The 25,267-nt window shown below is 57.9% G+C and carries 27 protein-coding genes and 1 tRNA gene; 20 read left to right on the top strand and 8 right to left on the bottom strand.

Annotation, left to right across the window (positions count from 1 at the left end; translation table 11 throughout):
* Nucleotides 1-38 precede the first annotated feature (38 nt).
* Entirely contained in the window at nt 39-440 is a 402-nt protein-coding gene (locus ACR0JE_RS05650) for a c-type cytochrome (RefSeq protein ID WP_480863452.1), read from the top strand.
* 3 nt (nt 441-443) lie between these two features.
* Here the strand turns inward: ACR0JE_RS05650 and ACR0JE_RS05645 are convergent, their stop codons facing one another.
* Together ACR0JE_RS05645 and ACR0JE_RS05640 are read right to left on the bottom strand one after the other, a co-directional pair.
* Nucleotides 444-1,130, bottom strand: a complete 687-nt coding sequence (locus ACR0JE_RS05645; protein ID WP_353011405.1) for a hypothetical protein — start codon at nt 1,128-1,130, stop codon at nt 444-446.
* 41 nt (nt 1,131-1,171) lie between these two features.
* Nucleotides 1,172-1,834 carry a DNA-3-methyladenine glycosylase I gene (locus tag ACR0JE_RS05640; protein ID WP_480540500.1) on the bottom strand — a complete coding sequence of 221 codons (663 nt, stop codon included), beginning with the start codon at nt 1,832-1,834 and terminating at the stop codon, nt 1,172-1,174.
* 157 nt (nt 1,835-1,991) lie between these two features.
* On the opposite strand from ACR0JE_RS05640, the gene ACR0JE_RS05635 reads away from it, so the two are divergent.
* The 4 genes from ACR0JE_RS05635 to ACR0JE_RS05620 all read left to right on the top strand — a co-directional run bounded on the left by ACR0JE_RS05635 (nt 1,992) and on the right by ACR0JE_RS05620 (nt 3,447).
* Nucleotides 1,992-2,513 (top strand): DUF2478 domain-containing protein, encoded by a 522-nt coding sequence (locus ACR0JE_RS05635; protein WP_480863451.1) that lies wholly within the window; start codon nt 1,992-1,994, stop codon nt 2,511-2,513.
* Between the two features lie 105 nt (nt 2,514-2,618).
* Nucleotides 2,619-2,704, top strand: a tRNA-Leu gene (locus ACR0JE_RS05630).
* 98 nt (nt 2,705-2,802) lie between these two features.
* Nucleotides 2,803-3,180 carry a rhodanese-like domain-containing protein gene (locus ACR0JE_RS05625; RefSeq protein WP_480540504.1) on the top strand — a complete coding sequence of 126 codons (378 nt, stop codon included), beginning with the start codon at nt 2,803-2,805 and terminating at the stop codon, nt 3,178-3,180.
* A 78-nt stretch (nt 3,181-3,258) separates the two neighbouring features.
* Nucleotides 3,259-3,447: a hypothetical protein gene (locus ACR0JE_RS05620; RefSeq protein ID WP_480827751.1), complete on the top strand. Its 189-nt coding sequence runs from the start codon at nt 3,259-3,261 to the stop codon at nt 3,445-3,447.
* Here ACR0JE_RS05620 and ACR0JE_RS05615 read toward each other — a convergent pair whose 3' ends face one another.
* The gene (locus tag ACR0JE_RS05615; RefSeq protein WP_480863450.1) at nt 3,448-4,248 is read right to left on the bottom strand and encodes an alpha/beta fold hydrolase; all 801 of its coding nucleotides are present in this window, start codon (nt 4,246-4,248) and stop codon (nt 3,448-3,450) included.
* A 47-nt stretch (nt 4,249-4,295) separates the two neighbouring features.
* Between ACR0JE_RS05615 and ACR0JE_RS05610 the strand changes: the two genes are divergently transcribed.
* The 4 genes from ACR0JE_RS05610 (at nt 4,296) to ACR0JE_RS05595 (ending at nt 6,416) form a co-directional block, all read left to right on the top strand.
* A complete protein-coding gene (locus tag ACR0JE_RS05610) occupies nt 4,296-4,670 on the top strand; it encodes a hypothetical protein (RefSeq protein WP_480863449.1) in 375 nt (124 codons plus the stop codon).
* A 52-nt stretch (nt 4,671-4,722) separates the two neighbouring features.
* Complete coding sequence (locus ACR0JE_RS05605) at nt 4,723-5,313, top strand: TetR/AcrR family transcriptional regulator (protein WP_480827748.1); 591 nt, start codon at nt 4,723-4,725, stop codon at nt 5,311-5,313.
* A 92-nt stretch (nt 5,314-5,405) separates the two neighbouring features.
* Nucleotides 5,406-6,089 carry a PspA/IM30 family protein gene (locus tag ACR0JE_RS05600; RefSeq protein WP_480863448.1) on the top strand — a complete coding sequence of 228 codons (684 nt, stop codon included), beginning with the start codon at nt 5,406-5,408 and terminating at the stop codon, nt 6,087-6,089.
* A 42-nt stretch (nt 6,090-6,131) separates the two neighbouring features.
* A complete protein-coding gene (locus ACR0JE_RS05595) occupies nt 6,132-6,416 on the top strand; it encodes a hypothetical protein (RefSeq protein ID WP_170531961.1) in 285 nt (94 codons plus the stop codon).
* 150 nt (nt 6,417-6,566) lie between these two features.
* Here ACR0JE_RS05595 and glyA read toward each other — a convergent pair whose 3' ends face one another.
* Nucleotides 6,567-7,862, bottom strand: coding sequence for a serine hydroxymethyltransferase (gene glyA / locus ACR0JE_RS05590; protein WP_480863447.1), 1,296 nt, complete (start codon nt 7,860-7,862; stop codon nt 6,567-6,569).
* A gap of 168 nt (nt 7,863-8,030) precedes the next feature.
* On the opposite strand from glyA, the gene ACR0JE_RS05585 reads away from it, so the two are divergent.
* Nucleotides 8,031-8,792, top strand: coding sequence for an NAD kinase (locus ACR0JE_RS05585; RefSeq protein WP_480863446.1), 762 nt, complete (start codon nt 8,031-8,033; stop codon nt 8,790-8,792).
* Nucleotides 8,793-9,048: 256 nt separating this feature from the next.
* Here the strand turns inward: ACR0JE_RS05585 and ACR0JE_RS05580 are convergent, their stop codons facing one another.
* The 3 genes from ACR0JE_RS05580 to ACR0JE_RS05570 all read right to left on the bottom strand — a co-directional run bounded on the left by ACR0JE_RS05580 (nt 9,049) and on the right by ACR0JE_RS05570 (nt 14,979).
* Nucleotides 9,049-10,488, bottom strand: coding sequence for an amidase family protein (locus ACR0JE_RS05580; RefSeq protein ID WP_480863445.1), 1,440 nt, complete (start codon nt 10,486-10,488; stop codon nt 9,049-9,051).
* A 76-nt stretch (nt 10,489-10,564) separates the two neighbouring features.
* On the bottom strand, nt 10,565-12,454 hold the full coding sequence (gene prpE, locus ACR0JE_RS05575; RefSeq protein ID WP_170531969.1) for a propionate-CoA ligase PrpE: 1,890 nt from the start codon (nt 12,452-12,454) through the stop codon (nt 10,565-10,567).
* A 251-nt stretch (nt 12,455-12,705) separates the two neighbouring features.
* Nucleotides 12,706-14,979 carry an NADP-dependent malic enzyme gene (locus ACR0JE_RS05570; RefSeq protein WP_480540520.1) on the bottom strand — a complete coding sequence of 758 codons (2,274 nt, stop codon included), beginning with the start codon at nt 14,977-14,979 and terminating at the stop codon, nt 12,706-12,708.
* 185 nt (nt 14,980-15,164) lie between these two features.
* On the opposite strand from ACR0JE_RS05570, the gene ACR0JE_RS05565 reads away from it, so the two are divergent.
* The 7 genes from ACR0JE_RS05565 to upp all read left to right on the top strand — a co-directional run bounded on the left by ACR0JE_RS05565 (nt 15,165) and on the right by upp (nt 21,550).
* Nucleotides 15,165-15,869 (top strand): hypothetical protein, encoded by a 705-nt coding sequence (locus tag ACR0JE_RS05565; RefSeq protein WP_480863444.1) that lies wholly within the window; start codon nt 15,165-15,167, stop codon nt 15,867-15,869.
* Entirely contained in the window at nt 15,832-16,935 is a 1,104-nt protein-coding gene (locus ACR0JE_RS05560) for a cupin domain-containing protein (RefSeq protein ID WP_480540524.1), read from the top strand. The genes ACR0JE_RS05565 and ACR0JE_RS05560 overlap by 38 nt, the downstream gene beginning before the upstream one ends.
* 90 nt (nt 16,936-17,025) lie before the next feature.
* On the top strand, nt 17,026-17,418 hold the full coding sequence (locus ACR0JE_RS05555; protein WP_480540526.1) for a cytidine deaminase: 393 nt from the start codon (nt 17,026-17,028) through the stop codon (nt 17,416-17,418).
* 4 nt (nt 17,419-17,422) lie between these two features.
* The gene (locus ACR0JE_RS05550) at nt 17,423-18,730 is read left to right on the top strand and encodes a thymidine phosphorylase (protein ID WP_480863443.1); all 1,308 of its coding nucleotides are present in this window, start codon (nt 17,423-17,425) and stop codon (nt 18,728-18,730) included.
* Entirely contained in the window at nt 18,727-19,938 is a 1,212-nt protein-coding gene (locus tag ACR0JE_RS05545) for a phosphopentomutase (RefSeq protein ID WP_480863442.1), read from the top strand. Before ACR0JE_RS05550 ends, ACR0JE_RS05545 begins: the two co-directional genes overlap by 4 nt.
* The gene (locus tag ACR0JE_RS05540) at nt 19,935-20,921 is read left to right on the top strand and encodes an adenosine deaminase (RefSeq protein ID WP_480863441.1); all 987 of its coding nucleotides are present in this window, start codon (nt 19,935-19,937) and stop codon (nt 20,919-20,921) included. Before ACR0JE_RS05545 ends, ACR0JE_RS05540 begins: the two co-directional genes overlap by 4 nt.
* The gene (upp, locus tag ACR0JE_RS05535) at nt 20,918-21,550 is read left to right on the top strand and encodes a uracil phosphoribosyltransferase (RefSeq protein WP_170531985.1); all 633 of its coding nucleotides are present in this window, start codon (nt 20,918-20,920) and stop codon (nt 21,548-21,550) included. The genes ACR0JE_RS05540 and upp overlap by 4 nt, the downstream gene beginning before the upstream one ends.
* Nucleotides 21,551-21,556: 6 nt before the next feature.
* Here the strand turns inward: upp and ACR0JE_RS05530 are convergent, their stop codons facing one another.
* Nucleotides 21,557-22,570: a hypothetical protein gene (locus ACR0JE_RS05530; protein ID WP_480863440.1), complete on the bottom strand. Its 1,014-nt coding sequence runs from the start codon at nt 22,568-22,570 to the stop codon at nt 21,557-21,559.
* Nucleotides 22,571-22,698: 128 nt separating this feature from the next.
* Here ACR0JE_RS05530 and ACR0JE_RS05525 point away from each other — a divergent pair, with 128 nt between their 5' ends.
* The 3 genes from ACR0JE_RS05525 (at nt 22,699) to ACR0JE_RS05515 (ending at nt 25,239) form a co-directional block, all read left to right on the top strand.
* The gene (locus tag ACR0JE_RS05525; RefSeq protein ID WP_480863439.1) at nt 22,699-23,634 is read left to right on the top strand and encodes a DMT family transporter; all 936 of its coding nucleotides are present in this window, start codon (nt 22,699-22,701) and stop codon (nt 23,632-23,634) included.
* Nucleotides 23,631-24,287 (top strand): sulfotransferase family 2 domain-containing protein, encoded by a 657-nt coding sequence (locus ACR0JE_RS05520; RefSeq protein ID WP_480863438.1) that lies wholly within the window; start codon nt 23,631-23,633, stop codon nt 24,285-24,287. Before ACR0JE_RS05525 ends, ACR0JE_RS05520 begins: the two co-directional genes overlap by 4 nt.
* 178 nt (nt 24,288-24,465) lie before the next feature.
* Nucleotides 24,466-25,239, top strand: coding sequence for a Hint domain-containing protein (locus ACR0JE_RS05515; RefSeq protein ID WP_480863437.1), 774 nt, complete (start codon nt 24,466-24,468; stop codon nt 25,237-25,239).
* Nucleotides 25,240-25,267 lie beyond the last annotated feature (28 nt).

The following is a 25,267-nucleotide window of genomic DNA, read 5'->3' as shown; positions in this document are numbered from 1 at the left end:
GACAAGCCTGTAAATGCCATTGCGGATAGGAGGATGCGATGAAGTGGTCAAAGCTGGGAACTGTGTCTGCCGTGCTTGTCATGTCGGTACAATGCGCGGCGGCACAAGATGTGCAAACGGGTGCTGAGCTGTATCAGCACTATTGTGCGACCTGCCACGGAATTGACGCCATGGGGCAAGGCCTAATGGCGGGCGTTCTTATTATTCAGCCGACCGATTTGACGGAACTGACAAAAGACGGGCGTTTCCCAACGGCGCGGGTTGTTGCCCGGATCGACGGGCGTGACCCTTTGGTGAGCCATGGAAGCCCGATGCCGGTGTATGGCCCATATTTTGAAGGGCAAGACACATCCATGAAAACGGAAGAGGGGCAGCCTATTCTGACCAGTCAGCCTATTGTTGATCTGGTGGCCTATCTCAAAACCCTGCAAGGCAACTGAAATCTAGCTGCAAATTCCTTCGATCTTGGCATCGCTCCACGGGATCGCGATGTCACGCTCACGGCCTTCCTGGGGCAGGGGGGACAGGTCGAAATGCGTACCCAGCATCTTGTGTAGGCGCTTGGTGCGCTGAGCCTGTGGGTCCAACGACCGACAACAGACATATTCCTCGACAATCGCGCCCTGCTGTTCATAGCCGTAAGATAGAAAGTCAGGCGAGGTATCCAGATCAAACAAATACGGGTCCTCGCGCCCGCCATGCTCTGCCGCCGCGCGCAGCGGGTGATAGCCGGTGGTCTTGCGGTTCTGCCACTGCCAGACATGGGTCAGTTCATGCGCCAGCAGCATGGCCGCGATCAGATTCATCTGCTCGGGATAGTCTGACATGTAGTCTTCGAGGTACCAGTCACGCGCGAAATAAACCTTGTCGAATAAAGCAATTGCCGCAGGTTTCCCCGTTACCGGTCCGGGTTCGATCGGTGGAAGGATACGTTCGCGACAAGCCAAACGTGGGCGTGCTTCTCGGACATATGTGATTGGCAAAACGGGCGCACCTTCAACCAAGCGCACGCGATCCAGATTGAGTGTGTCGCCTTGTATCTCGTCAGCAAAATCGCGCTCTTGCTGTGTCAGCGGGCGTCCGCAGGTCGCAAGAGCCAGAAACACTAAAATCAATACACGCACACTCATGGGCAAAGCCTAGCCTGCCGCTTCGGTTGCGCAAGCCGTTTTCAAAGGCTCATCGCAAGAACGCGGCTGATTTCTGTTAGGGACCGGCCCGATTGATCCATCCAGGTGTTAAAGGCCTGTTGCACGGCGGCCATGGCTTTCTTGGATGTGGGGGCTTTTTCCACCACACTTTCGGCGATCAACCGTGCTGTCACGTCCTGTGACAGGATAAAGCTGTCGCGGCCTGCAAACCGCATTGCATATTGGGCGGACGCGCCGCCCAACCGGGATCCGCGTTGGCCCAACATGGCCAGAAGGCCGATATAGTCGGTCGAGGGCCATCCACCCAGAACCTCACCTGCGCCGCCCTGGTCGCGCAGTTCGAGCAAGAATGCCGCGTTGTCCCGGACAGTGGCGATCTTGGTTCCGTTGCGCACGATCCGAGTGTCCTGCAGCAGCGCGTCGAATTTCTCATCGTCCATAAAGGCGCAGCGACCCACATCGAACCCGTCAAAAGCGGTTTCGAATCCGTCCCATTTCGCCTCGATGACCTTCCAGTTGAACCCGGCCTGAAAGATGCATTTGGTCAGGATCGAGAGCCAGCGATCCTCGGGCATTGCCGCAAGTTCTTGCGGCGTTTTGGGCTTGCTGAGTTTGGCATTCAACGCCGCAGCCCCGCCATGGCGACCTGCCGATATCTCAAATATCTCATCAAATGAACGCATTGCTTTAACCTCCGCAGCGCCTGCTTGTGCGTTGATGCCAGATCGCTCGGTCAGTTGCCAAGCGCGATAGATGCGTGGCTTCTACTTTGGAAGGAGTGGTCGGAGCCCACAGAGCGTGCTATTTGAAGCGTTCTACCAGATTTGCGAGGGTCCCACTATGTTTCTGGCCTATGTCACCACCACAGATCGCGGCGCAACCGACCGGTTGCTCAGCGCGGTTGCGGAACACTTGTTGGCCTCGGGTGCGAAACTGGCAGGCGTTGTGCAAACCAACACCGAATGCACCGATAGCAGCCGGTGCGATATGGATGTTCGCGTTCTTCCCGCAGGCGACACGATCCGCATCTCGCAGTCTTTGGGTACGCAATCGCGCGGCTGCCGGCTGGACCCGGCGGCGCTTGAGCAGGCGGTCGGCTATGTTACTGCGTCGTTGGCAGACGCACCGCAGCTGTTGATTATCAACAAGTTCGGCAAACATGAGGCCGATGGCCGTGGTTTCCGCCCGGTGATTGCCGAGGCTCTGGCACAGGACATTCCTGTTCTGGTCGGCGTAAACGGATTGAATCGCGAGAAGTTTCTGGAATTCACAGGCGGTGAAGCCAAGCAACTCGCGCCCGATTTGACGGCTATTTCGGCATGGTTTGACCGCGTTGTGGCCGCGAGGGCGGATGCGGCTTAGCGGCAGCACATGCTAATCCTGTTGGTTGGGCAGCAAAACACGTTGTCTTCATGGTCTTGTCGCCGTAATGGTGGCTCCGGGCCCCGACCGGGCCTGACGCATCTTGCCCGCGTGGTGGAATGGTAGACACAAGAGACTTAAAATCTCTGGGCCGGAAGGCCGTGCCGGTTCGAGTCCGGCCGCGGGTACCAAGATACGTTTTGCAATCCGGAAAGCCGGTTGCAGATGGCTACACCTTCCAAAGTTCGCATGTTAGCTTTGCCCTGAAAAGTCAGGCAAAGGGGTGAATATGTCAGTCACTGTGAAAGAGATGATGGAGGCAGCCAATGCCGTCGTGCCGCGTGTGGATGCGGCGCAGGCCCAAGCATTGATCGAGCAGGGAGCGCTGCTGCTGGATATTCGCGGCGCGGAAGAGGTACAGAAAACAGGCCGCGCAGCCGGGGCACATCATATTCCACGCGGTATGCTGGAATTCCGCGCCGATGAAGCGCTGCAATCCCTTGATCCGCAGATGCGCAAGGACCGCGCAATTGTGATCTACTGTGCGTCCGGTGGTCGTGCAGCATTGGCAGGAAAACTGCTGCTCGATATGGGGTATGAACAGGTGTTCAATCTGGGTGGGCTGAGCGATTGGGTCAATGGCGGCGGAGAGGTCGTGGACGGCTGACAACCTGATCCAGATCAACGCCAAAGTTTGCGCGTTGATCTAACTTGGCATGACGTTCAACCAAATGGATCACATGTCATGTTTCGTCTTGCTGCGCTGCTTTATTCCATGATTGCCACCGCTCTCGCAGGGTCTGCGGTGATTGCTGTTTTGTCGTTGGGCATGGTCTCCGTCATGGCGATTCTGTCAGCCGCGGCTGCGGGTGCGCTTGTCGCGCTTCCGGCGGCTTTGCTGGTCGCCCGACGCTTGTACCAGAAGGCAGGTTAATCAGGCGTTCAGGAATGTTCTGACCGCAGCCTCGAATTCTCGTGGTTTTTCAGCGTGCAGCCAGTGGCCTGCACCTGGGATTTTCGCAAAGCGAGCACCGGGAAACAGGCCGCGAATGTGGTCGCGGTGTTCAGGCAAGACATAGTCGGATGCAGCGCCAGACAGAAATAGGGCGGACCCGTCCCAGGCGCCGTCCAATTCGGGAAAGCCCATGATGTTTGTCATCTGATCGGCCAACACGTCCAAATTCAGCAACCAGCGTTTTCCCGAAACATCCAATGACTGCGTGAAAAAGCTCTGCAACGCGCGCTCAACACCCAACTCCGCCAGTTGCTGTTCGGCATCCGACCTACGGTGGACTTGCGACATGTCAACGGCGCGCATGGCTTCGATGAACTGAATCTGGCTGTGCCCATATGCGACCGGTGCGATATCGGCCACCACGAGTTTGCGCACCAGATCCCCATGTTGCAGGGCCAGGGCCATGGCGGCCTTACCCCCCATAGAATGCCCCAGAACATCCACGGGTCCGCCGATCTGTTCGATGACCTGCGCGATATCGCCGGCCAAAGCCGGATAGTCATGGTGTGGATCCCAAAAACTATGCGCATGGTTTCGCATATCCACCGCGACCACTTGCCGTTCGTCCGACAACCGGCGTGCGATCACGCCCCAATTCCGGGCTGACCCATAAAGGCCATGAGCAATAACAAGGGGCGGCAGGGCGGTCGGATCGCCATGTACAATCGTGTTCAGCATATCCGCGTGATACAGGCGACCATTTGAAACAACCAGCCCCATTGTGGCGCGCCGCCGCAGGGGCTAGTGTCGCGCGTCAGGAGAACGCGATGTCACAAGACGCCAAAATTCAGGATCGAATTGCTGAAACCGTTGCGTTGCTGCGGGCCAAGCTGGGCGTGCGTGACAAAACGCTTCAGGCGTCGATTCGCCGGGCCAAACGTCGCCTCCCACGGCGGGTGTTCAAACAGGCAATGGTTCTGGCGCGTGCCGAACAAATGGCCGCCCATCCAAAGCTGAGATTGGTTCTGGATACGCCCGCGCTGACCAAAGCCGCTGATGAGGTTCAGACCCATCTTAACGCCATCAATCTGGCCGACCGGCGATGGGGCTGGTTTCTGGGTATGCTGGGCGGACTGGCCTTCAATATCCTGGCTTTTGGGGCACTGGTTCTGGCGTTCCTGATATGGCGCGGCTTGATCTGATCCACTCTTCTGTCTTATGCGCTGTGAACGAGGTTCAAACCCCGAGGGCGGCATGACCACAAAATCTCAGCTCAGGCGCGAACAATTGCGCGAGAAACTGATCGAAGCGGCCGAGTTTCGCATTGACCGGGATGGGCTCAAGGACCTCAGGGCGCGAGACTTGTCCAAAGATGCAGGCTGCGCGTTAGGTGCCATCTACAATGTGTTCGAGGATTTGAACGCCATCATCATGGCCGTCAACGGGCGCACATTTAGACGGTTGGGGCAGGCGGTCGGATCGTCATTTGACGGCAGCGAACCGCCTGTGCAGCGCCTTGTTGTCATGAGCGTCGCGTATCTGAACTTTGCCGATCAGAACACGAACCTATGGCGTGCGTTGTTCGATCTACAAATGGCGGATGATGGCCCGGTTCCCGACTGGTATCGGGATGCGCTTCGCGGGCTTTTTGCCTATATCGCCGAACCTGTTGGCCAGCTTTTTCCTGATCTGGATAGGGTTGAGGCCGATCTGATGACACGCGCCCTATTTTCATCGGTGCATGGCATTGTGACCCTGGGGTTGGAAAATCGCATCTCGGGCGTACCGCCTGATCAGATCGAACGGATGATCACGCAGGTTCTTTCTCGAATTGGAAACAAATAGTTTCCTGAACGTCGTTCACAAAAATACTTGAACGATGTTCACGCAATTGCTATATCCGATTTGTGAACGATGTTCATATATCGGAGGAACACATGTTCAGTACGTTGAAGACATTGATTAATGGGGCAAACGCCCGGGCCGAAGACCGCCTGCGCGACACCTATTCAATCGAATTGATCGACCAGAAAATCCGCGAGGCCGAGCAGAACCTGAAAGCCGCCAAGCTTACTCTGGCCAGTATGATTCAGAAGCAGCGCAATGAGACGCGGCAGATCGACGGGCTAAGGACGCGGATTGACGATCTTATGAACCGGGCGCGTCAGGCACTAGCAGATGACCGCGCGGATCTGGCGGAAAGTGCCGCCCAAGCGGTGGCTGATCTGGAAAATGAGCTAACAGTGCGGTCGAAAACCGTGGACCGGTTGGAAGCTCGCATTCTTCAGCTGCGCCATTCCGTACAGGCAGCCAGCCGTCGGATTTTGGATTTGAAACAAGGTGCAATATCCGCCCGCTCCGTTAAGCGAGAGCAGGTACTGCAGAGGCGATTGAACCGGCATCTGGGTGGGGATAGCCCGATTGACGAAGCCGAAACCCTTATCGCACGCGTGATGCAGCAAGAAGATCCGTTTGAACAATCCGAAATTCTAAGGGATATCGATGCGAGCCTGGATCACAGCACCATATCTACGCGGATGGAAGAGGCCGGCTATGGTCCGAGAACCCGTGCCACCGCCGACGATGTGCTGAACCGGCTTCGCACGCAGCAAGACAGCTAAACCCAATCTCAACTGAAAATGAATTTCTCAAGGAGACCTACAATGAATACACGTAATGAAAACGGTTTGATCCTGATGCTGAACGGTGCAGGCGTTGTGGTGGCTTATGCTTTGCTTGCGATCTCGCTGTATCTGTCCACCGATGTGCCGTTGGCCACAAAAGGGTATTGGGGCATGGGGATCGTTCTTCTGACGCTTAGCCTGATTAATGTGGTAAAATATCGCTTTGATGCTCGCACGGCCGAGGATCGAATTAATCGCATCGAAGAGGCGCGGAATGACAAGCTGCTGGAAGATGCGCTCAAGGATACCGACTCGGATATCTGACGCCTACCGCGCCGAGCCCAACAAGACACGGCGCATGGCCCAACACCTTCAGCGCATAAGATGCGCACAAAAGGGGCAGGAGAGCCCCGTGTCCGACAAAAAAGCGGCGCCCGGATCATCGGGCGCCGCTTCTCTTAGATCAAAACCTGATTACAGGTTCGGATAGATCGGGAATTTGGCGCAAAGATCCGCGACTTCGGCTTTGACTTTAGCCTCGACCGCGGCGTTGCCGTCTTCCCCGTTGGCGGCGAGGCCGTCGACCACTTCGATGATCCAGTCGGCGATCTGGCGGAACTCCACCTCACCAAAACCACGGGTGGTGCCGGCGGGGGACCCCAGACGGATACCGCTGGTGATGGTTGGTTTCTCCGGATCAAACGGCACGCCGTTCTTGTTGCAGGTGATATGCGCGCGGCCCAGGGCCTTTTCGGTCGCGTTGCCTTTGACGCCTTTGGGGCGCAGGTCGACCAGCACAACATGGGTGTCGGTGCCGTGTGTCACCGTGTCGAGGCCACCCTTGATCAGCTGGTCCGACAGCGCCTGCGCGTTGGTGATGACCTGCTGGATGTAGCTTTTAAACTCGGGGCGCAGGGCCTCGCCAAACGCAACAGCCTTGCCCGCGATCACATGCATCAGCGGGCCGCCCTGAATGCCGGGGAAGATCGCCGAATTCACCTTCTTAGCGATATCTTCATCATTGGTCAGGATCATACCCCCACGCGGCCCACGCAGGGTCTTGTGGGTTGTCGTGGTCGCCACATGGGCGTGCGGGAACGGGCTGGGATGTTCGCCCGCCGCCACCAGACCAGCGAAATGCGCCATGTCCACGTGCAGATAGGCACCGACCATATCGGCGATCTGACGCATGCGGGCAAAGTCGATCTGACGCGGGATGGCGGAACCACCGGCGATGATCAGCTTGGGGTTATGCTCCTTCGCTAGCGCCTCGACCTGCTCGTAGTCCAGCATGTTGTCTTGCTGGCGCACGCCGTATTGCACGGCGTTGAACCACTTGCCAGACTGGTTCGGACGCGCACCGTGGGTCAGGTGACCCCCAGCATCGAGGCTCATGCCCAGAATGGTGTCGCCGGGCTGGATCAGGGCCTGAAACACGCCCTGGTTGGCCTGAGAGCCCGAGTTCGGCTGGACGTTAGCAAAGCCGCAACCAAACAGCTCTTTCGCGCGGTCGATGGCCAGGTTTTCGGCGATATCGACGAACTGGCAACCGCCATAGTAGCGACGGCCGGGATAGCCTTCGGCATATTTGTTGGTCATCACCGAGCCCTGCGCCTCCATCACGGCGGCAGAGACGATGTTCTCGGATGCGATCAGCTCGATCTCATCGCGCTGACGGCCCAACTCGGATGTGATCGAGCCGTACAGTTCGGGGTCACGGTCGGACAAGGACTGGGTGAAAAAACCCGTATCACGAATGTTGGCGTTCATTTGCGCTCCATAGAACAGGGGTGAATAGTTGCGGATTTCCTATAGGAAACCATTCTGATGCAAAAGCTATAAAGCGACGATTTGGCCCGCTGTGGCGTCAAGTCTGGCCTATTGAGGAAAGGTATGTTTGTTTCGGAACCAAATGTGCAGCACTGGAAACCGGACGTTATGAAAAAGAGAATCGCTTTTCTTGCCAGCGATGCCCAGATGGCGCAGGACGCCCGTGACCGCCTGATCAAAACTTATGGAAACGCCGCACCGCGTGATGCAGATGTCGTCGTCGCTCTGGGCGGGGATGGCTTTATGTTGCGGACGGTGAAGAGCCTGCAGCATCTCGATACACCCGTTTACGGGATGAATCGCGGCACCATCGGCTTTTTGATGAATACCTATCACGAAGACGATCTGCTGGCCCGTCTTGCCGACGCGCAGGAAGAGGTCATCAATCCGTTGGCCATGCGCGCGATGGACCAATCGGGAAAGCTGCATCAGGCGCTGGCGATCAACGAGGTTTCATTGCTGCGGGCAGGGCCTCAGGCCGCGCGATTGAAGATCAGCGTCGATGGGCGTGAACGCATGGCAGAGCTGATGTGCGATGGGGCGCTTTTATCCACGCCTGCCGGTTCAACGGCCTATAACTACTCGGCCCATGGGCCGATCCTGCCGATCGGGGCGGACGTTCTGGCTCTGACGCCCATCGCTGCCTTTCGCCCCCGCCGCTGGCGCGGGGCGCTGTTGCCCAAGATTGCGAAGGTGCGCTTTGACGTGCTGGATGCGGATAAACGCCCTGTGATGGCAGATGCGGATTCCGTCTCGTTTCCTGATATCGATTGGGTCGAGATCAGTTCCGAGCCCGCCATCAGACATCGTATTCTGTTTGATCCCGGCCATGGTCTTGAAGAGCGCCTGATCTCGGAGCAATTCACATAAATCGCGAATTTTTGAGATTTTTTTGACTTTGTGTGAAGCAGTTCACACGGGATTTCTTAACGGTTGGCTAATCTAAACGGGCTCGGAGATCACGCTATGGTGGGAGTGAGTGGCCACCAAACGGCGTTTTCGAATGATTGCGCAAATTTCGCGCTGGCGAGGGTGGGTGGTGCTACGCTCGTCATCAGATATCCGGGCACATTTAAGCAGCTGGGCCCCGGGCAAAATACCCCGGGGTCTATTTCTTTTCAAAGGCTTAAGTGCCGCCTGCCATCTTGTCCCAAAGTGGCAAACACATCTGCCCAACCCGCGCCTCAATCGCTGCGGCGGCATCTACGGCCAGATCTTCGCGCCAACGACGCGCCGCGATTTGCACATTGATCGGCTGTGGCCCACTGGGCAGATCTGCCAGCCGGGCTGGAACACCGGCGGCGGGCAGGCCCAAAAAGTTCATCGCATAGGAATACACGGCGCAGCCTAGAACCTCATGCACACCTTCGGCCCCTTCGGTGTCACGATCAGGCTTGAAAAATGGTTGCGGCAGGAAGGGTGACAGGACCAAAGGATATTCCTGCAAGAACAGGGACCATTCGCGCGCATAGTGGCTGCGTTTGGCCAACATCTTCAGTAACTCGGTTTCGACGATGGGCGGGAATTCCTGAAAATAGACATTAAAGATGTCCCGGATGGTCTGCGATCCGGCTGCCTCAACGTCGGATTTCATCAGAGTCAGCACCTCTCCCATCAGGGCGCGATACCCGATGCGCCCGCATTCAAACACATCGGGCGGATCGATCTCAACCACCTGGTAGCCTGCATCTAGCAAAGCATCTTTGGCCGTATCCAGCGCCTTTTCGACCTCTGCGTGCAGGGCATAGCCAAAGGTGTTTTTGGTAAACGCCACTTTGATTGGACCTTCCAAGGCTTCGCCGCGCCAGGGCATCGGCACGTGGAAGGGGTCCCGTGGGTCCGCGGCAATCAGACTTGGCATCGATAGATGCAGATCCGCCGCAGACCGGCTGAGCAGCCCCTGCACCGACATAGATTGCGCCAGCAATCCGCGCTCGGCCGTTTGGCTGGGGTTCCAAGCCGGCACACGGCCCAGGCCGGGTTTGACTGTGACAGCCCCGTTTGCAGCGGCCGGAAACCGCAGGCTGCCGCCGATATCGTTGCCATGGGCCAGCGCCCCGATGCCTGCCATCACCGCAGCGCCCGCACCACCCGAGGACCCCCCGGCGGAGATATGGCGACCCCAAGGGTTATGCGTGCGTCCGTAAAGCGGGTTGTCGGTGTCGGCGCGAAAAGAGAATTCAGGCGTGTTCGTGCGACCGATCACAATGGCCCCGGCCTTTTGTAGGTTCGACACAACCGGCGCATCATCTGGCGCGATCACGTCTTTCAAGGCAACGACGCCGTTTGTTGTGGCATGGCCCTTTTGATCGACATTCACTTTGATCGTGACCGGGACGCCGAACAGCGGGCCGGTATCTTCGCCCTTTGCGCGGACCCGATCCAGATCTCGGGCACGGCTAAGCGCTTCGACGCTCAGGTCCTCGACCACCGCATTGAGGCTTGGATTGACCGCGCGCATCCGATCAATCGCGGCTTGAGTTGCGGACTCGGCACTCAAGTCGCCGCTGCGGGTCAGCTGTGTCAACTCGGTGGCGCTAAGACGCCAGATATCGGTATGTGTCATGAGCCCTCACTGTCTGATCGTGACAGTAAGGAGCCTGTATCCGGTTGCAAGGGGGGCGGTGCGGGCCGCCCCGATCCTATTGAGCGTAACCGATGGTTTGTAGCGCCGTCTTGATCTCGTCCAGAATCGCCGGGTCGTCGATGGTTGCAGGCATCTTGTAGTCCTGCCCATCGGCAATCGACACCATCGTGCCGCGCAAGATCTTGCCCGAGCGTGTCTTGGGCAAACGATCCACCACAACCGCCAACTTGAAGGCCGCGACTGGCCCAATCTTGTCGCGGACCATCTTAACGACCTCTTGAACCACATCGCCGTGATCACGCGTTGCACCAGCATTTAAGCACAGGAAACCCACCGGCATCTGGCCTTTCAACTGATCCGAAACACCGATCACCGCGCATTCAGCAACATCGGGGTGAGCGGCCAGAACTTCCTCCATGCCGCCCGTCGAAAGGCGATGACCGGCCACGTTGATCACATCATCGGTGCGCGCCATGATGTAAAGGTACCCATCCTCGTCGATCATGCCCGCGTCGCCGGTTTCATAGTATCCGGGGAAATGCTCAAGATAGGATTTCTTGAACCGCGCCTCGGCGTTCCACAGCGTCGGCAGCGTACCAGGGGGCAGGGGCAGCTTTACTGCAATTGCCCCCAACTCACCCGGTTTCATCGGGTGGCCGCCTTCGTCCAGGATTTGGACATCATAACCGGGCATCGGCTTGGCCGGTGAGCCCAGCTTGATGGGCAGTTCCTCGATCCCCAGCGGGTTGCCTGCAATGGTCCAGCCTGTTTCCGTCTGCCACCAATGATCGATCACTGGTACCTTAAGCGCGTCCTGCGCCCAAATGATTGTATCGGGATCAGCGCGCTCACCCGCCAGATAGAGTGCCCGCAGGCAGGACAGATCGTATGTCGAAAGCAGCTCACCCTTTGGGTCTTCGCGTTTGACAGCGCGGATCGCAGTCGGTGCGGTAAAGAAGCTGCGCACATTATGCTCCGAAATCACGCGCCAGAAGGTGCCCGCATCTGGTGTCCCGACAGGTTTACCCTCGAACACAATCGTGGTGTTCCCGTGGATCAGCGGGGCGTAGCAGATATAGGAATGCCCAACGACCCAGCCCACATCAGAGGCCGCCCAGAACACATCGCCGGGATCGACATTATAGATGTTCTTCATCGACCAGTTGAGCGCCACCAGATGCCCGGCTGTTGGGCGCACAACGCCTTTCGGCGCGCCTGTGGTACCCGAAGTGTAAAGGATATAGGCTGGATCATTGCCCGCCACAGGCACGCATTCAGCGGGTTCAACGCCATATTGGAAGCCGTGCCAGTTGAAATCGCGCCCTTCGATCAGTTGCGCAACCTCTTGCTCACGCTGAAGAATCACACAGAATTCAGGTTTGTGCTCGGCCAGATCTATGGCCCCATCCAACAGCGGTTTGTAGTGTACAACGCGGCCCGGTTCCAACCCGCAAGATGCGGCAATAATCGCCTTGGGTTTCGCGTCATCGATCCGCACCGCCAGTTCGTTGCTGGCAAATCCGCCGAATACAACCGAGTGAACAGCGCCGAGCCGCGCGCAGGCCAGCATTGCTTCGAGCGCCTCTGGGATCATGGGCATGTAGATGATGACCCGGTCACCTTTCTCGACGCCTTTGGCGCGCAGAGCTCCGGCCAATGTGGCAACACGGTTGCGAAGTTCAACATACGAGATTTCGCGCTTGGTATGTGTGATCGGGCTGTCATAGATAATCGCAGCCTGTTCGCCGCGTCCATTTTCAACATGGCGGTCAACAGCGTTCCAGCACGTGTTCACCTGCGCATCGCTGAACCATTCGTAAAGAGGGGCGTTGTCATCAAACAATGCCTTGGTCGGAGGTTGGACCCAGTCGATCCCTTTTGCAGCGTCCATCCAGAACGCCTCGGGGTTGTTTTTCCAGCTGTCGTATACGTCCTGATATGCCAATTCATCGTCCTCCCAAAGCAGTGCGCTTGTTGTTAGGGACCGTCTGCATTTCAGACAAGCTGCGCAAGTGACGGCGCGTCAGTTTATCGCAAAATCTTTGCAGGAACGTTCAGAATTGGCTGCAAATTTTTGCAAACTCTTTGAAAAATTATGGCTCAGGCGTGGGAACATTTAGAATTGCAAATTTGCTAATCTATTGCTGCAAAGGGCCGACTCGATCTTTAGCTGTGCCGGCCCAGTTTGCGCCCAATTCACCCATATTGTGCGACCGGAGTACCGGCGATGGCGGCCATGTTCAGCAATCCGCGCGCAGTGATCGCCGGGGTAACGATATGTGCTTTGTTACCCATGCCCATAAGTATTGGCCCGACCTCGATGCCATTTGCCTTCATTTTTAGGACATTCCGAACTCCACTTGCGGCATCCGCATGGGCAAAAATCAGCACGTTGGCAACGCCTTCCAGACGCGAGTCAGGGAAAATGCGCGACCGTAAATCCGGGTCCAGCGCGGTATCTAGGTTCATTTCACCCTCATAGATGAAATCCCTTGGCTTCTGGTCCAGTATCTCGATGGCTACGCGCAGGCGCTTGCCGGACCCTTCCGTCTGATTGCCGAACTGCGATTGTGAGCAAAAGGCGATCTTGGGTTCAATACCAAAGCGGCGCACATGCCGGGCTGCCCCAATGGTGGCTTCGGCCAGCTCCTCGGGCGAGGGCAACTGTCGCACATGAGTATCCGCTATGAATAGAGGACCATCTTCAAGGATCATCAGGGACAACGCACCGTGAGGGTGTAGAGCAGCTGTGTTCAAAACCTGCTCGACGTAGTTCAGGTGCCAGCGGTATTCACCAAACGTGCCGCAAATCATGCTGTCAGCTTCGCCCCTGTGCACCATGATCGCACCGATGGCGGTGGTGTTGGTGCGCATGATGGCCTTTGCCAGATCGGGCGTTACACCCTGGCGCTGCATGATTTTATGGTAGGAATTCCAATAGTCGTAGTACCGCGGGTCATTTTCAGGGTTTACGATCTGGCAGTCTTTGCCGGGCCGGATCGTGAGGCCCAGCCGCTCACAGCGCGCCTCGATCACTTCGGGGCGACCAATCAGGATCGGGGTCTCAGTGGTTTCTTCCAGAATGGCCTGAGCGGCACGAAGGACACGCTCGTCCTCGCCTTCCGCAAACACGATCCGACGTGAGGCGGCAGCGGCGGCTTCAAACACGGGTCGCATCAGCAAGGCGGATTTGAAGACGGTCTGGTTCAGCTTTTCCTTATAGGCATCCAGATCCTCGATCGGGCGCTTTGCCACCCCGCTGTCCATCGCAGCTTTGGCAACGGCGGACGACACAACGCCCACCAAGCGCGGGTCAAAGGGTTTAGGGATCAGGTAGTCGGGACCAAATGTCAGCTGCTCGCCCTTATAGGCTGCTGCGGCCTCGGCGCTTGTGGTGGCGCGGGCCATTTCGGCGATCCCGTCCACACAGGCGATCTGCATCTCATCATTGATTTCGGTCGCACCGACGTCCAGCGCACCCCGGAAGATGAATGGGAAACACAGGACATTGTTGACCTGATTGGGAAAATCACTGCGACCCGTTGCGATGATTGCGTCGGGGGCCACCTCGCGCGCCGCTTGCGGCAGGATTTCAGGCGTCGGGTTGGCCAGAGCAAAGATGATCGGTTGTTTGGCCATTCTGTTGACCATCTCGGGCTTCAAAACATTGGGACCGCTGAGGCCAAGGAACAGGTCGGCACCGTCGATCACGTCATCCAGCGTGCGCAGTTCGGTCTTTTGTGCGAACTGGTCCTTGTGCGGATTCATATCCTCTTCGCGGCCCTCATAGACCAGACCGTGAATGTCGCAGAGCCAAATATTTTCCCGCTTAACACCGAGTTTGACCAGCATGCTGAGGCAGGCGATCCCGGCCGCCCCGCCACCTGTCGAGACGATCTTGATATCCTCAAAAGATTTGCCCGCCACATGCAGCGCGTTTTTGGCCGCTGCGCCAACAACAATGGCTGTTCCGTGCTGGTCGTCGTGAAACACGGGGATATTCATGCGCTCGCGGCACAGTTTTTCGACAACAAAACAATCCGGGGCTTTGATGTCTTCCAGGTTGATGGCCCCAAAGGTGGGTTCCAGTGCGCAGACAATATCGGCCAGCTTTTCCGGGTCGGGTTGGTCCAGTTCGATATCGAAACAGTCGATGCCGGCGAATTTCTTAAACAGAACCGCTTTGCCCTCCATCACCGGTTTGGAGGCCAATGCGCCGATATTGCCAAGCCCCAGAACGGCCGTGCCATTTGACACAACGGCAACCAGATTGCCGCGCGCCGTATAGCGCTCGGCATTTGAGGCATCGGCTTTGATCTCAAGGCTGGCCTCTGCCACCCCCGGAGAATAGGCGCGCGCCAGATCGCGGCCATTGGCCATGGGTTTCGTTGCCCTGATCTCAAGCTTTCCGGGTTTCGGATAGGCATGATAGTCGAGTGCGGCTTGTCTTTGGCTGCTTGAGTCGGACATCAGCGATACGGCTCCGTTCTAGGATTTGGTTTAGTGTTAAACTATTCTTTTTGACTTGGCTATGCTGTGCCTACTGGGGCGCACAATTCGATATTCTGCATCGCGCGGTTGAAAGCTGTCATAATTTTTTTACATTACCCTTCACTCACACACCCAAGTCTACCGAACGAGCAGAACAAACGGGCATGACTTTCAAATCCGAGACACCGACCGGGGACTATGTGCCGGTAGCTTCGGTTGGCGTTCTACCAACCAAGGTTCTGCTTGCCGCAGTCGGCCTATGCTGTGTGGCGCTGCTTGCCGTCATTACGATATGGCCGATTGAGGCGTCAGCAATCAATCAAGAAGGTGGTGTGATCGAGACCATCTCTGCTGCGGGCCTGTTTGTTGCAGGTATTGCGGCCTTCTATCGCTTTCCCGGTGTTCGGCGTCTCTATATCGGGCTTGTCTGTTTGTTGCTGGCTGAGCGCGAACTGGAGGCAAGTATCTATACCACAGGCAGCGTGCCGTTCGTGATCCTGGATGGTTTGGATATCATCTTGGATGTTACGTTGGTTCGGATTTTGCTCGCGGTTCTGGTGCTCGGCGGGATTGTGACGCACGGGATACCTTGCGGTTGGCGGGCACTGAAGCTTCGGGCACCATTCCTGCTTGTCTTCGTTCTGGCGGGTACAGCCGCCGTTGTTGCACAGCTTCTCGAAGAAATGGCCGGGTTCTATGGTGCGAGCCTGTCGCTTGCCATGGCCACACGCCTGTTCGTGTTGGAAGAAACGCTCGAGATGTTCTTTTCGATTGGCCTTTTGGCTTCGGTTCTGATCGGATGGCCGAAACTGCTGACCGAAGAGACCAAAGATGAGCCAAACCGCAACCCCATCGCCGATCCGCGCTGAAATCCGCCTGCCTACGCAGGAGTTGCGAGAGGATATCCCGTTCTACACCAAAGTTTTGGGGATGAAGATGGATATGATCTATCCAGCCGATGACCCTCGGGTCGGGGTGTTTTCCGGGCATGGGTTGCGGCTGCGGATTGAAAAGGATGCGCCGGAACCAGCGGGCACCCTGCGTATTCTGACGGACGACCCCGATGGCTTTGCCGAAGGCAAGCGCGCGCTGGTCGCGCCAAACGGCACACGCATTGAAATCGAAGAGCTTGATCCGCCGCTTGTGATGCCAGAAACCGTGCATTCCTTTGTGGTTCGAAGACTTAAGGATCAGGCGCCCTGGATTATCGGGCGGGCAGGGATGCATTATCGCGATCTTGTGCCGGATCGCTTGGGCGGGTCGATCATCGCCAGTCATATCCGCATTCCCGACGGTGGTCCGGTGCCGGATATGGTGCATTTCCACAAGGTTGGGTTTCAGCTGATCTTCTGTATCCATGGTTGGGTTGATGTTGTTTATGAGGATCAGGGCGACAAGATGCGCCTGAACGCCGGCGATTGCTTTATCCAGCCGCCGGAAATCCGTCACCGCGTGCTGGAAGCCTCGGACAACGTGCAGGTGATCGAGATTGGCGTTCCGGCCGAGCATGTGACTGAGATTGATCATGAAATGACGCTGCCGACGCCACACTTGCGACCGGACCGGGAGTGGCAGGGCCAGCGCTTTGTTTATAACAAGGCGCAGGATGCGGAATGGGTGCCCTTCCGCCTTCCGGGGTATATCTGTCGCGACACGACGATTGCCGAGAACACCAAAGGTGTGGCCGGGGTGCAGGTCGTGCGCCGTGGGCAGGGTCAGCCCCTCTGGGCGAGCCACGACACCGATATCCACTTTACCTTCGTAATGGACGGAGAGGTCACATTGGAAGGGGAAGGGCGCGAGCCTTACCGGCTGGAGCAAGGTGATGCTTTCGTAATACCGCCGGGAATGCGGACCCGATTGTCTGCCCCCTCAGACAACATCGAACTGCTTGAGGTCACCCTGCCCGGAACGTTCAACACGACCTTGGACTAGTCAAAAAACAGGCGCCCGGGGGTTCTACTTCCCTGGCGTTTTCCAGTAGGGTACATTTTCTGACCAGATGATCAAAAATGGGGAATCGCCATGTCGCTTAAAGATGCTGCCCTGAAAGTCCGTGAAAACGCCCATGCGCCTTACTCGAACTTCAAGGTGGGGGCGGCGGTCCTGTCGGGCTCGGGCACGCTCTATGTCGGCTGCAATGTTGAGAACGTGGCCTACCCTGAAGGAACCTGTGCTGAGGCCGGCGCAATCGCCGCGATGGTGGCTGCTGGCGAAACCGAACTGGCCGAGGTCTATGTGGTGGCCCAAAGCCCACAACCGGTGCCGCCTTGCGGCGGATGCCGCCAAAAGCTGGCCGAGTTTGGGGCCCGAGATATCAAAGTGACCCTGGCAACCACGGATGGTGTCGAGCTAGAGACAACTATCGGCGATCTTCTGCCGGGCGCGTTCGACGCCTCGCATATGCAGGACGTCTGACCAGATGGATGCCCGCTCGATCATCGCCAAATTGCGTCGGACCGAGGTGCCATCGGCTGAGGAGCTGAACTGGTTCGCACAAGGCCTCGCCGATCGTGCTGTCAGTGACGCGCAGGCGGGTGCCTTTGCGATGGCCGTCTGCATGGGCGGTCTAGGTGCCCGGGGTCGCGCTGATCTGACTGTTGCAATGCGCGATAGCGGCGATGTGCTCAGCTGGGATGTCGATGGTCCGGTGATCGACAAACACTCAACCGGTGGCGTGGGCGATTGCGTCAGTCTGGTGCTTGCCCCGGCATTGGCAGAGTGCGGGGCCTATGTCCCGATGATTTCGGGGCGCGGTTTGGGCCATACGGGGGGCACGCTGGATAAGCTAGAGGCGATACCCGGCGTTACCACGCAGATCGGGCAGGACCGACTGGCTCAGATTTTGCAAGAAACAGGTGCCGCAATTGTCGGTGCGACGGGGCAGATCGCGCCCGCAGATAAACGGCTTTATGCCATCCGTGATGTGACTGCGACGGTAGAAAGCCTTGATCTGATCACCGCTTCGATTCTGTCCAAGAAATTGGCGGCCAGCCCGGATGCCTTGGTGTTGGACGTCAAGGTTGGCAGCGGCGCGTTTATGAAAACGATTGAAGAGGCGCGCAAGCTGGCCACCGCCCTGACCGAAACTGCCAATGCCGCAGGGTGCCGGACCTCCGCCGTGATTACGGACATGAACCAGCCTTTGGCCCCGTCATTGGGCAATGCGCTTGAAGTGGCTGAAGTGATGAAGGTTCTGACCGGCGATGCCGCCTCACCTTTGGCTGAGATTTCTGCGGAACTGGGCGGTGTATTGCTAGCGGATGCAGGGATGTGCGAAACCGCCGAACAGGGCCGGGACCAGATCGCCAATACCATTCGCGATGGACGCGCGGCTGAGCGGTTCGGTCGTATGATGGCAGCGGTGGGAGGCCCACTGCAGTTCGTCGAAACTTGGTCACGTTTCCTGCCGGAGGCCAGCGTCATAAGCGAAGTCCCGGCGCCGAAGGACGGATACATCTCGGCCATTGATGGCGAGGCTTTGGGCCTTGCAGTTGTCGCTCTGGGCGGGGGCCGTCAGGTCGAAAGCGATGTGATCGACCCCGCCGTTGGCCTGTCAAACATCGTGCGTTTGGGCGACAAGGTGACGAAAGGCACCCCGCTTGTCGCCATTCATGCGGCCCGAGAGGATGCCGCGCGGCAAGCTACCGAGCGTGTGCTGGCGGCTATTCAGATCCAAGACGCACCGACCGCCCCACCTGATCTTGTGCACGAAAGGATCACGGCATGAGCCGGGTGTTTCTGATCGTAATGGACTCGGTTGGCATCGGTGGCGCGCCCGATGCCGAGCGGTTCTACAATGGCGACGTGCCGGATACCGGTGCAAATACGGTTGCACATATCGCCCAGGCTTGCGCGCAAGGTCTGGCTGAAGACGGGCGAACCGGGCCGCTGAACCTACCCAATCTGGATGCGCTGGGATTGGGCGCTGCAGTGCGTCTGGCCTCGGGCGATGCGACACCGGGTTTGAACGCGCAACCGACCGGCCTGTGGGGTTGCGCGCGAGAGCTTTCTCCGGGCAAGGATACACCGTCAGGCCATTGGGAGCTCGCCGGCCTGCCGGTCCCTTGGGATTGGCATTTCTTCCCGGATACGCAACCGGCCTTTCCGTCTGATCTCAGCCGCGCCGCCGCCGAGGCCGCAGGGACCGAGGGTATTCTGGGCAATTGCCATGCCTCAGGCACCGCGGTCATTGCGGATTTGGGGGCCGAGCATATGCGGAGCGGTTGGCCGATCTGCTACACCTCGGCCGACAGCGTGTTCCAGATCGCCGCACATGAAGAAAGCTTTGGCCTGGATCGTCTGTTGGACATGTGTAAGGCGCTTGCGCCGCGCCTGCATGAAATGAAAGTGGGGCGGGTTATCGCGCGGCCCTTTGTTGGCTCACCTGAAAACGGGTTCAGCCGTACCCCCAACCGCAAGGATTTTGCCATCCTGCCGCCTGCGCCGGTGCTGACCAATTGGGTGCAGGATGCGGGTCGCCGTGTGCACGCGGTTGGCAAAATCGGTGACATCTTTTCGATGCAGGGGATCGATACGCTGTGCAAAGGGTCGGATGCGGACTTGATGGGGCATTTGTCGGATCTGGTGGAAGAAGCTGAAGAGGGTAGTCTGACCTTCGCCAATTTTGTCGAGTTCGACAGCCTGTATGGTCACCGCCGAGACATCAGCGGCTATGCGCGGGCGCTGGAATGGTTCGACCGCGAGATTGGCACAATCCTGCAAAAGCTGCGCCCGGGTGACCTACTGCTGCTGACTGCGGATCACGGCAATGATCCAAGTTGGATCGGCACAGACCACACTCGGGAACAGGTTCCGGTGCTTGTTGCCGGGGCAGGTGCGGGTCAGATCGGCCAAATCAGTTTCGCTGATGTCGCCGCCAGCATCGCCCATCATCTGAACGTACCGGCGCAAGGGCCGGGAAAGAGCTTTCTATGACTGTCGCTGACCTTCCCAAGATCGAACTGCACCTGCACCATGAAGGTGCCGCCCCACCGGCCTTTATCCGGCAGCTGGCGCATGAAAAGCGCATTGATCTGAGCGGGATTTTCAAACCCGATGGCAGTTACGATTTTCGAGACTTTGCTCATTTCCTGAGCGTTTATGAAGCGGCCTGTGAGGTCCTGAAAACGCCCGAGGATTTTCGTCGCCTGACGCTGGCAATCCTTGAAGAGAGCGCTGCAAATGGGGTGGTGTATTCTGAAACTTTCCTCAGTCCCGATTTCTGTGGGGGTGGTGATATTCACGCTTGGCGCGACTATCTGACAGCCATTCAGGACGCATCAGACGAGGCCGAGCGCAAGTTTGGTATCACCCTGCGCGGGGTGGTCACCTGTGTGCGCCATTTCGGGCCCGAGCAGGCCAAGCGCAGCGCTCACTGTGCGGCGGAAACCGCTGGCGATTGGATCACCGGCTTTGGAATGGGTGGCAACGAATCTGTAGGCACACAGGGTGATTTCAAATGGGCCTTTGATTGTGCGGGTGAGGCGGGTCTGCGCTTGACCACGCATGCGGGCGAATTTGGCGGGCCCCAGAGCGTTCGCGATGCGGTGCGGGGCCTTGGTGTTGAACGTATCGGCCATGGTGTGCGCGCCATCGAAGACCCCGATCTGGTTCATGAATTGGTGGATCGCGGTATCACGCTTGAGGTCTGCCCCGGATCGAATGTGGTGCTGGGTCTGTTCCCGGACTTCGCGGCACACCCGATTGCGCGCTTGCGCGATGCCGGTGTGAACGTCACCGTGTCCACAGACGACCCGCCGTTTTTTCACACGACCATGCGGCGCGAATATGAGATGCTGAACGCGGCGTTTGGCTGGCAGGCCGAAGACTTCGCCGCCTTGAACGAAACCGCCCTGAACGCCGCGTTTTGCGATGAAGACACCCGCGCGCGGGTCAAGAAAAGACTGGAGACCACATGAGCGATCACCTGACCATCGTCGACCACCCATTGGTGCAACACAAACTGACGCTCATGCGGGACAAGGGCACCTCGACCGCGGTGTTCCGGCAGTTGCTGCGCGAAATCACCTTGCTGCTGGCCTATGAGGTCACGCGAGAGCTAAAGCTGACCACCCGCCATATCGAAACCCCGATGGAGGAGATGGACGCCCCCATTCTGGCCGGAAAGAAGCTGGCGCTGGTTTCGATCCTGCGGGCGGGCAATGGGATGCTGGACGGGGTTCTGGAGTTGATCCCGTCAGCCCGCGTCGGGTTTGTGGGCCTTTACCGCGATGAAGAGACGCTGAAGCCAGTGCAATATTACTTCAAGGCGCCTGAAGGCCTGAAGGACCGTCTGGTCATCGCGGTGGACCCGATGTTGGCCACAGGCAATAGCTCTGCCGCTGCGATTGATCTACTAAAAGAGGCCGGTGCCACAGATATCCGTTTCCTCTGCCTGCTGGCTGCACCGGAAGGCGTTGCGCGTATGAAAGAAGCACATCCGGACGTGCATATCGTAACCGCCGCGCTGGATCGTGAGCTGAATTCCAAAGGCTATATCATGCCCGGACTTGGGGACGCCGGGGATCGGATGTTCGGGACCAAATAGGCCCGCTTATCCGCCGCAGATGTTTTGAAGCTGGACCCAATCACGGTCCGGCAACACCTGTTCCAACGTCCGCCCGGCCATTGGGTCTGCCTCGATCAGCCCCAACACTGTTTCGCCGGTAATGTCGCGCGCATAAGCGTAGGGGGTCGAGGGCAGGGCGGCTTGTGCGAACATCGCCAACAAATCCTCGTCCGTCACAGAAGGGCGCGGTTCAGACAGAACCTGTTCGGTATAAGTATCGACGATCTGCGGTGTCAGACCTCCGGTCGTCAGCAGACGAAAGGCCGAGGTTGCACCGGTGCGGTCCAGCAAATCATCCAGCGGGTCCTGCTGCGCAGAACGGGAACGCTCGGCGATGATATATCCGGCGGCCACAGCCGGGTCTTCATGATCTTCGACCAGGGCTCGGTTCAACAAAACTGTCCCGCCCGGCAGGCTCAGGCTGTCCTGAACACCGGCGGGCAGAATGATGATTTGGCGCACTCCGGTCCGTTTGGCCAGACGATCCAGCGAGGCCTGCGCATCGCGTGAGGTACAAGCACGGCCCGAAACACGTTCGATCCGTTTCAGGATTGTCTCTCCGATCTCCTGCCGTTTGACCTCGGGCACGACCGAGACAACATGGCTTTGCAAAGCGCCCGGCAACCACAGCAACATCACCGCTAAAACGGCTACAACAACCCCACCAACGCTCAGCCAACGCAACCGCCCAGGATGCGGGCGGGCCCGGTCGATGGCGCGTTGCAGCCGGTCGATGGCTTCAAGCATCGTTTTTTCGCTCTCGGCCAGTTCCAGCGTTTCATCCGGGTCGCCGTCGGGGTTGAATATCGCCGGATATGTCCCAGGGTTCTGCCGCTCCAATGCCGCCAATGACCAATGCGTCAAGGCGCGATCATTGAAATCCGAGATCGTCAGCGTGGCCTCTCCGATAGACACAACAACCTCGCGCCGTTGCTCATCGGGCGAGGGGCGCCACAGACCGGTGGCTTCGATCCGCTGGTACTGTTTCAGGGCCGTCATCTGGGTTGGGTCTGCTCGAAATTTGTTTTGCCGAAGCTTAACACGCCACAAAGGCACGGCGCAAACGTGTTGCGCCCGCGTGTTCAATTGTGCTGGATGGCGGGGCATGGAAGGGGATCGTCAGCACTATGCAGGCAGGGAATAGAAATGCACCGGTGCTGGCCGCTACCCTCATGCTGGGGGCGATGGCGATCATCGGGGTCATCGACAATGTGGTGATCCTTTTAGCCGACACAATCGGCCTTTGGCAGTTCCACCTAAGCCGTGCCCTTCTGATGCTGCCGCTGATTGCGTGCTTGTCCTTGATCGGGTTTGGCACGCTTAGGCCCAAGCGCTGGGGGCCTGTCATATTGCGCAGTGTCCTGATTACCTTTGCGATGTTGTTTTACTTTGGCTCTTTAGCTTTGATGCCAATCGCACAGGCCTTGGCCGGGCTGTTCAGCGCGCCGATTTTTGTGCTGCTGATCACGGTGCTGGGGTTGAAACAACATATTGGTCGGTGGCGCATCGCGGCTGTGATGGTCGGATTCATCGGCATCTTGTGCGTGCTTCAACCCAGCCCGACGGATTTTGATTTCAGAACCCTGATGCCCATTCTGGGCGGGTTGCTTTATGCACTCAGCTCGATCACGACGCGCCAATTGTGTTCCGACGAAAGCACCGTGGCATTGCTGGCCAATATGGTGATCACGCTAGGGCTGGCGGGCGCCATCGGGATGGCGTTCTTGACGGCGTTTCCGGTTGCCACATCTGAAGGTGCCGAAGGGTTCGTAACCCGCGGCGCTGTCAGAGAGTTCCAGCGTGCCATCCCTTGGTTGTTGGTGCAGGCAATAGGGTCGACCGTTGCCGTTTTCATGCTGATCAAAGCCTATCAGGTGGGTGAGCCGTCTTTTGTGGCGGTGTTTGAATACTCGGTGATGGTGTTCGGTCCGCTGTTTGCCTGGGTCGCATTGGGGCAATCGATTGGCGCAATGCAGGTCGTCGGGATCGGGTTGATTGCCTCAGCAGGGGTTCTGTTGGGGTGGCGATCCAGCCGCATGCAGGCCGAGCAGGAGATCGCATGATCATATCGACCGGGCGCCGATATGTGTTTGTGCATATGCCCAAGACCGGGGGAACCTCTCTTGCGCTGGCACTGGAGCAGCGGGCGATGAAGGACGATATCCTGCTTGGAGATACACCAAAGGCCATCAAACGCAGACGTCGGGCAAAGTCGCTAAACGCGCGGGGGCGGCTATGGAAGCACTCTACCTTGGCCGATATCGACGGGGTTTTGTCGACGCAGGCTATCGAGGACATGTTTGTCTTCACCTTGGTCCGCAATCCGTGGGATCGGATTGTCAGCTACTACCATTGGCTGCGGACACAGAGTTTTGAGCACCCGGACGTCGCCCGCGCGCAAGAGCTGGATTTTGAGGGTTTCGTGTTGCACCCTGCCACGCTCAGAACCTTTCACCACAACCCGGCCCGCTCATATGTCACCATGTCCAATGGGATCGAGAAATGTGACGCCTTCATCCGCCTTGAGTATTTCCGAGATGATGCGCAGTGCTTGGTCGATCATCTTGGGTTTGAACTGACTTTGCCGCATCTCAACAAGTCTGAGCGGGACCGCGATTACCGCCAGTATTATGTGGCGAAGACGCGCGAAGCGGTGGCACGGGCCTGTGCAGAAGATATTCAGAGATTCGGATATCAGTTCGATGGCTTTGTATAGCGGGCGTTTCCAAACCTGAACCAAAGGCGATGTCAGAGCCGATTTTGTGTAAGAAATCCGCGCGGAATCCGCCTTAAATGGCCCAAATTGGGCGCAAATATGTCAGAAATAAGTCGCTCTGACATTTTCCGTGCTACCCATAATGCAGTGTTGGTTTGTGCCAAAGGGGGTAGGGCACGTGTTAGAAGTAGTGAGTTTTTCTGAGTTCTCGGATCAGCCTGTTGAGGCTGATCACAACAACCTTGATCAGGCCGTAAACGCCCGCCGTGGGGGCCTGTTGCATGGTACCAAGGTTGCGACCACAAGCGGTTGGAAACTGATCGAACGCATCGCTGTAGGCGATTTGGTCCGAACGCTGGACAACGGGTTTCTAGAAGTGCGTCGGGTTTCGACCTGTTGCGTCGTCATTCCTGCGGATGAGACCCGCGCCGATTATGTGCCGATCTTTGTTCCCGCGCGTGCAGCCTATAACGGTCGGCCTGTCTGGTTGATGCCTGAACAGGGTATGGCCATTGATCTTGCCAAGCTTGATCCGGAGGCGGATGGCGTATCAGTTATTCCCGCACGACTGTTGAATGGCTCCTGCCGGATGTCGTCACAGGTACCGGGGTCATCGTTTCAGGTGACCACGCTGTTCTTTGACACGGATGAGGTGATCTTTATCGAAGGCGGCTTGCAGGCCTATTGCCCGGCAGGGCGTTTCGGCATGGGCGCGGCACGAGAGCAAGCGCCCTATCAGGTCGCTGACGACGCAGCGGCTGCGGCGCTGATCGCTTCGATTGCCGTCAGAGGAGACGTTTCGGTTCTGGCGAACCCGTTGGGTGCTTTGCCTGCGCCAATCCCGCAGGACCCGATTTTCCCGATCCGCCCGCCTGCAGGGCTGCGGCGCCCGGGGCGCCCGGGTAGACCGAATTCACCGGTTCTGTTCTTGCGGTCCGAATGGCGGATTTAAACCAACACTAAGCCAGATACAGGCGCGG

It is taken from the genome of Ruegeria sp. H3, assembly GCF_056533095.1.
This window is presented reverse-complemented; position numbering and strand designations above follow the sequence as displayed.

Excerpts from the sequence above, each read along its gene's own strand:
- ACR0JE_RS05610 (WP_480863449.1), top strand. The coding sequence starts at position 4,296 with ATGTCACAAGACGCCAAAATTCAGGATCGAATTGCTGAAACCGTTGCG.
- upp (WP_170531985.1), top strand. The coding sequence starts at position 20,918 with ATGAGCGATCACCTGACCATCGTCGACCACCCATTGGTGCAACACAAA.
- ACR0JE_RS05650 (WP_480863452.1), top strand. The coding sequence starts at position 39 with ATGAAGTGGTCAAAGCTGGGAACTGTGTCTGCCGTGCTTGTCATGTCG.
- ACR0JE_RS05625 (WP_480540504.1), top strand. The coding sequence starts at position 2,803 with ATGTCAGTCACTGTGAAAGAGATGATGGAGGCAGCCAATGCCGTCGTG.
- ACR0JE_RS05620 (WP_480827751.1), top strand. The coding sequence starts at position 3,259 with ATGTTTCGTCTTGCTGCGCTGCTTTATTCCATGATTGCCACCGCTCTC.
- ACR0JE_RS05540 (WP_480863441.1), top strand. The coding sequence starts at position 19,935 with ATGACTGTCGCTGACCTTCCCAAGATCGAACTGCACCTGCACCATGAA.
- ACR0JE_RS05585 (WP_480863446.1), top strand. The coding sequence starts at position 8,031 with ATGAAAAAGAGAATCGCTTTTCTTGCCAGCGATGCCCAGATGGCGCAG.
- ACR0JE_RS05570 (WP_480540520.1), bottom strand. The coding sequence starts at position 14,979 with ATGTCCGACTCAAGCAGCCAAAGACAAGCCGCACTCGACTATCATGCC.
- ACR0JE_RS05545 (WP_480863442.1), top strand. The coding sequence starts at position 18,727 with ATGAGCCGGGTGTTTCTGATCGTAATGGACTCGGTTGGCATCGGTGGC.
- ACR0JE_RS05595 (WP_170531961.1), top strand. The coding sequence starts at position 6,132 with ATGAATACACGTAATGAAAACGGTTTGATCCTGATGCTGAACGGTGCA.
- ACR0JE_RS05635 (WP_480863451.1), top strand. The coding sequence starts at position 1,992 with ATGTTTCTGGCCTATGTCACCACCACAGATCGCGGCGCAACCGACCGG.
- ACR0JE_RS05555 (WP_480540526.1), top strand. The coding sequence starts at position 17,026 with ATGTCGCTTAAAGATGCTGCCCTGAAAGTCCGTGAAAACGCCCATGCG.
- ACR0JE_RS05600 (WP_480863448.1), top strand. The coding sequence starts at position 5,406 with ATGTTCAGTACGTTGAAGACATTGATTAATGGGGCAAACGCCCGGGCC.
- ACR0JE_RS05530 (WP_480863440.1), bottom strand. The coding sequence starts at position 22,570 with ATGACGGCCCTGAAACAGTACCAGCGGATCGAAGCCACCGGTCTGTGG.
- glyA (WP_480863447.1), bottom strand. The coding sequence starts at position 7,862 with ATGAACGCCAACATTCGTGATACGGGTTTTTTCACCCAGTCCTTGTCC.
- ACR0JE_RS05615 (WP_480863450.1), bottom strand. The coding sequence starts at position 4,248 with ATGGGGCTGGTTGTTTCAAATGGTCGCCTGTATCACGCGGATATGCTG.
- ACR0JE_RS05525 (WP_480863439.1), top strand. The coding sequence starts at position 22,699 with ATGCAGGCAGGGAATAGAAATGCACCGGTGCTGGCCGCTACCCTCATG.
- ACR0JE_RS05645 (WP_353011405.1), bottom strand. The coding sequence starts at position 1,130 with ATGAGTGTGCGTGTATTGATTTTAGTGTTTCTGGCTCTTGCGACCTGC.
- ACR0JE_RS05565 (WP_480863444.1), top strand. The coding sequence starts at position 15,165 with ATGACTTTCAAATCCGAGACACCGACCGGGGACTATGTGCCGGTAGCT.
- ACR0JE_RS05640 (WP_480540500.1), bottom strand. The coding sequence starts at position 1,834 with ATGCGTTCATTTGATGAGATATTTGAGATATCGGCAGGTCGCCATGGC.
- ACR0JE_RS05550 (WP_480863443.1), top strand. The coding sequence starts at position 17,423 with ATGGATGCCCGCTCGATCATCGCCAAATTGCGTCGGACCGAGGTGCCA.
- ACR0JE_RS05520 (WP_480863438.1), top strand. The coding sequence starts at position 23,631 with ATGATCATATCGACCGGGCGCCGATATGTGTTTGTGCATATGCCCAAG.
- ACR0JE_RS05580 (WP_480863445.1), bottom strand. The coding sequence starts at position 10,488 with ATGACACATACCGATATCTGGCGTCTTAGCGCCACCGAGTTGACACAG.
- ACR0JE_RS05560 (WP_480540524.1), top strand. The coding sequence starts at position 15,832 with ATGAGCCAAACCGCAACCCCATCGCCGATCCGCGCTGAAATCCGCCTG.
- ACR0JE_RS05605 (WP_480827748.1), top strand. The coding sequence starts at position 4,723 with ATGACCACAAAATCTCAGCTCAGGCGCGAACAATTGCGCGAGAAACTG.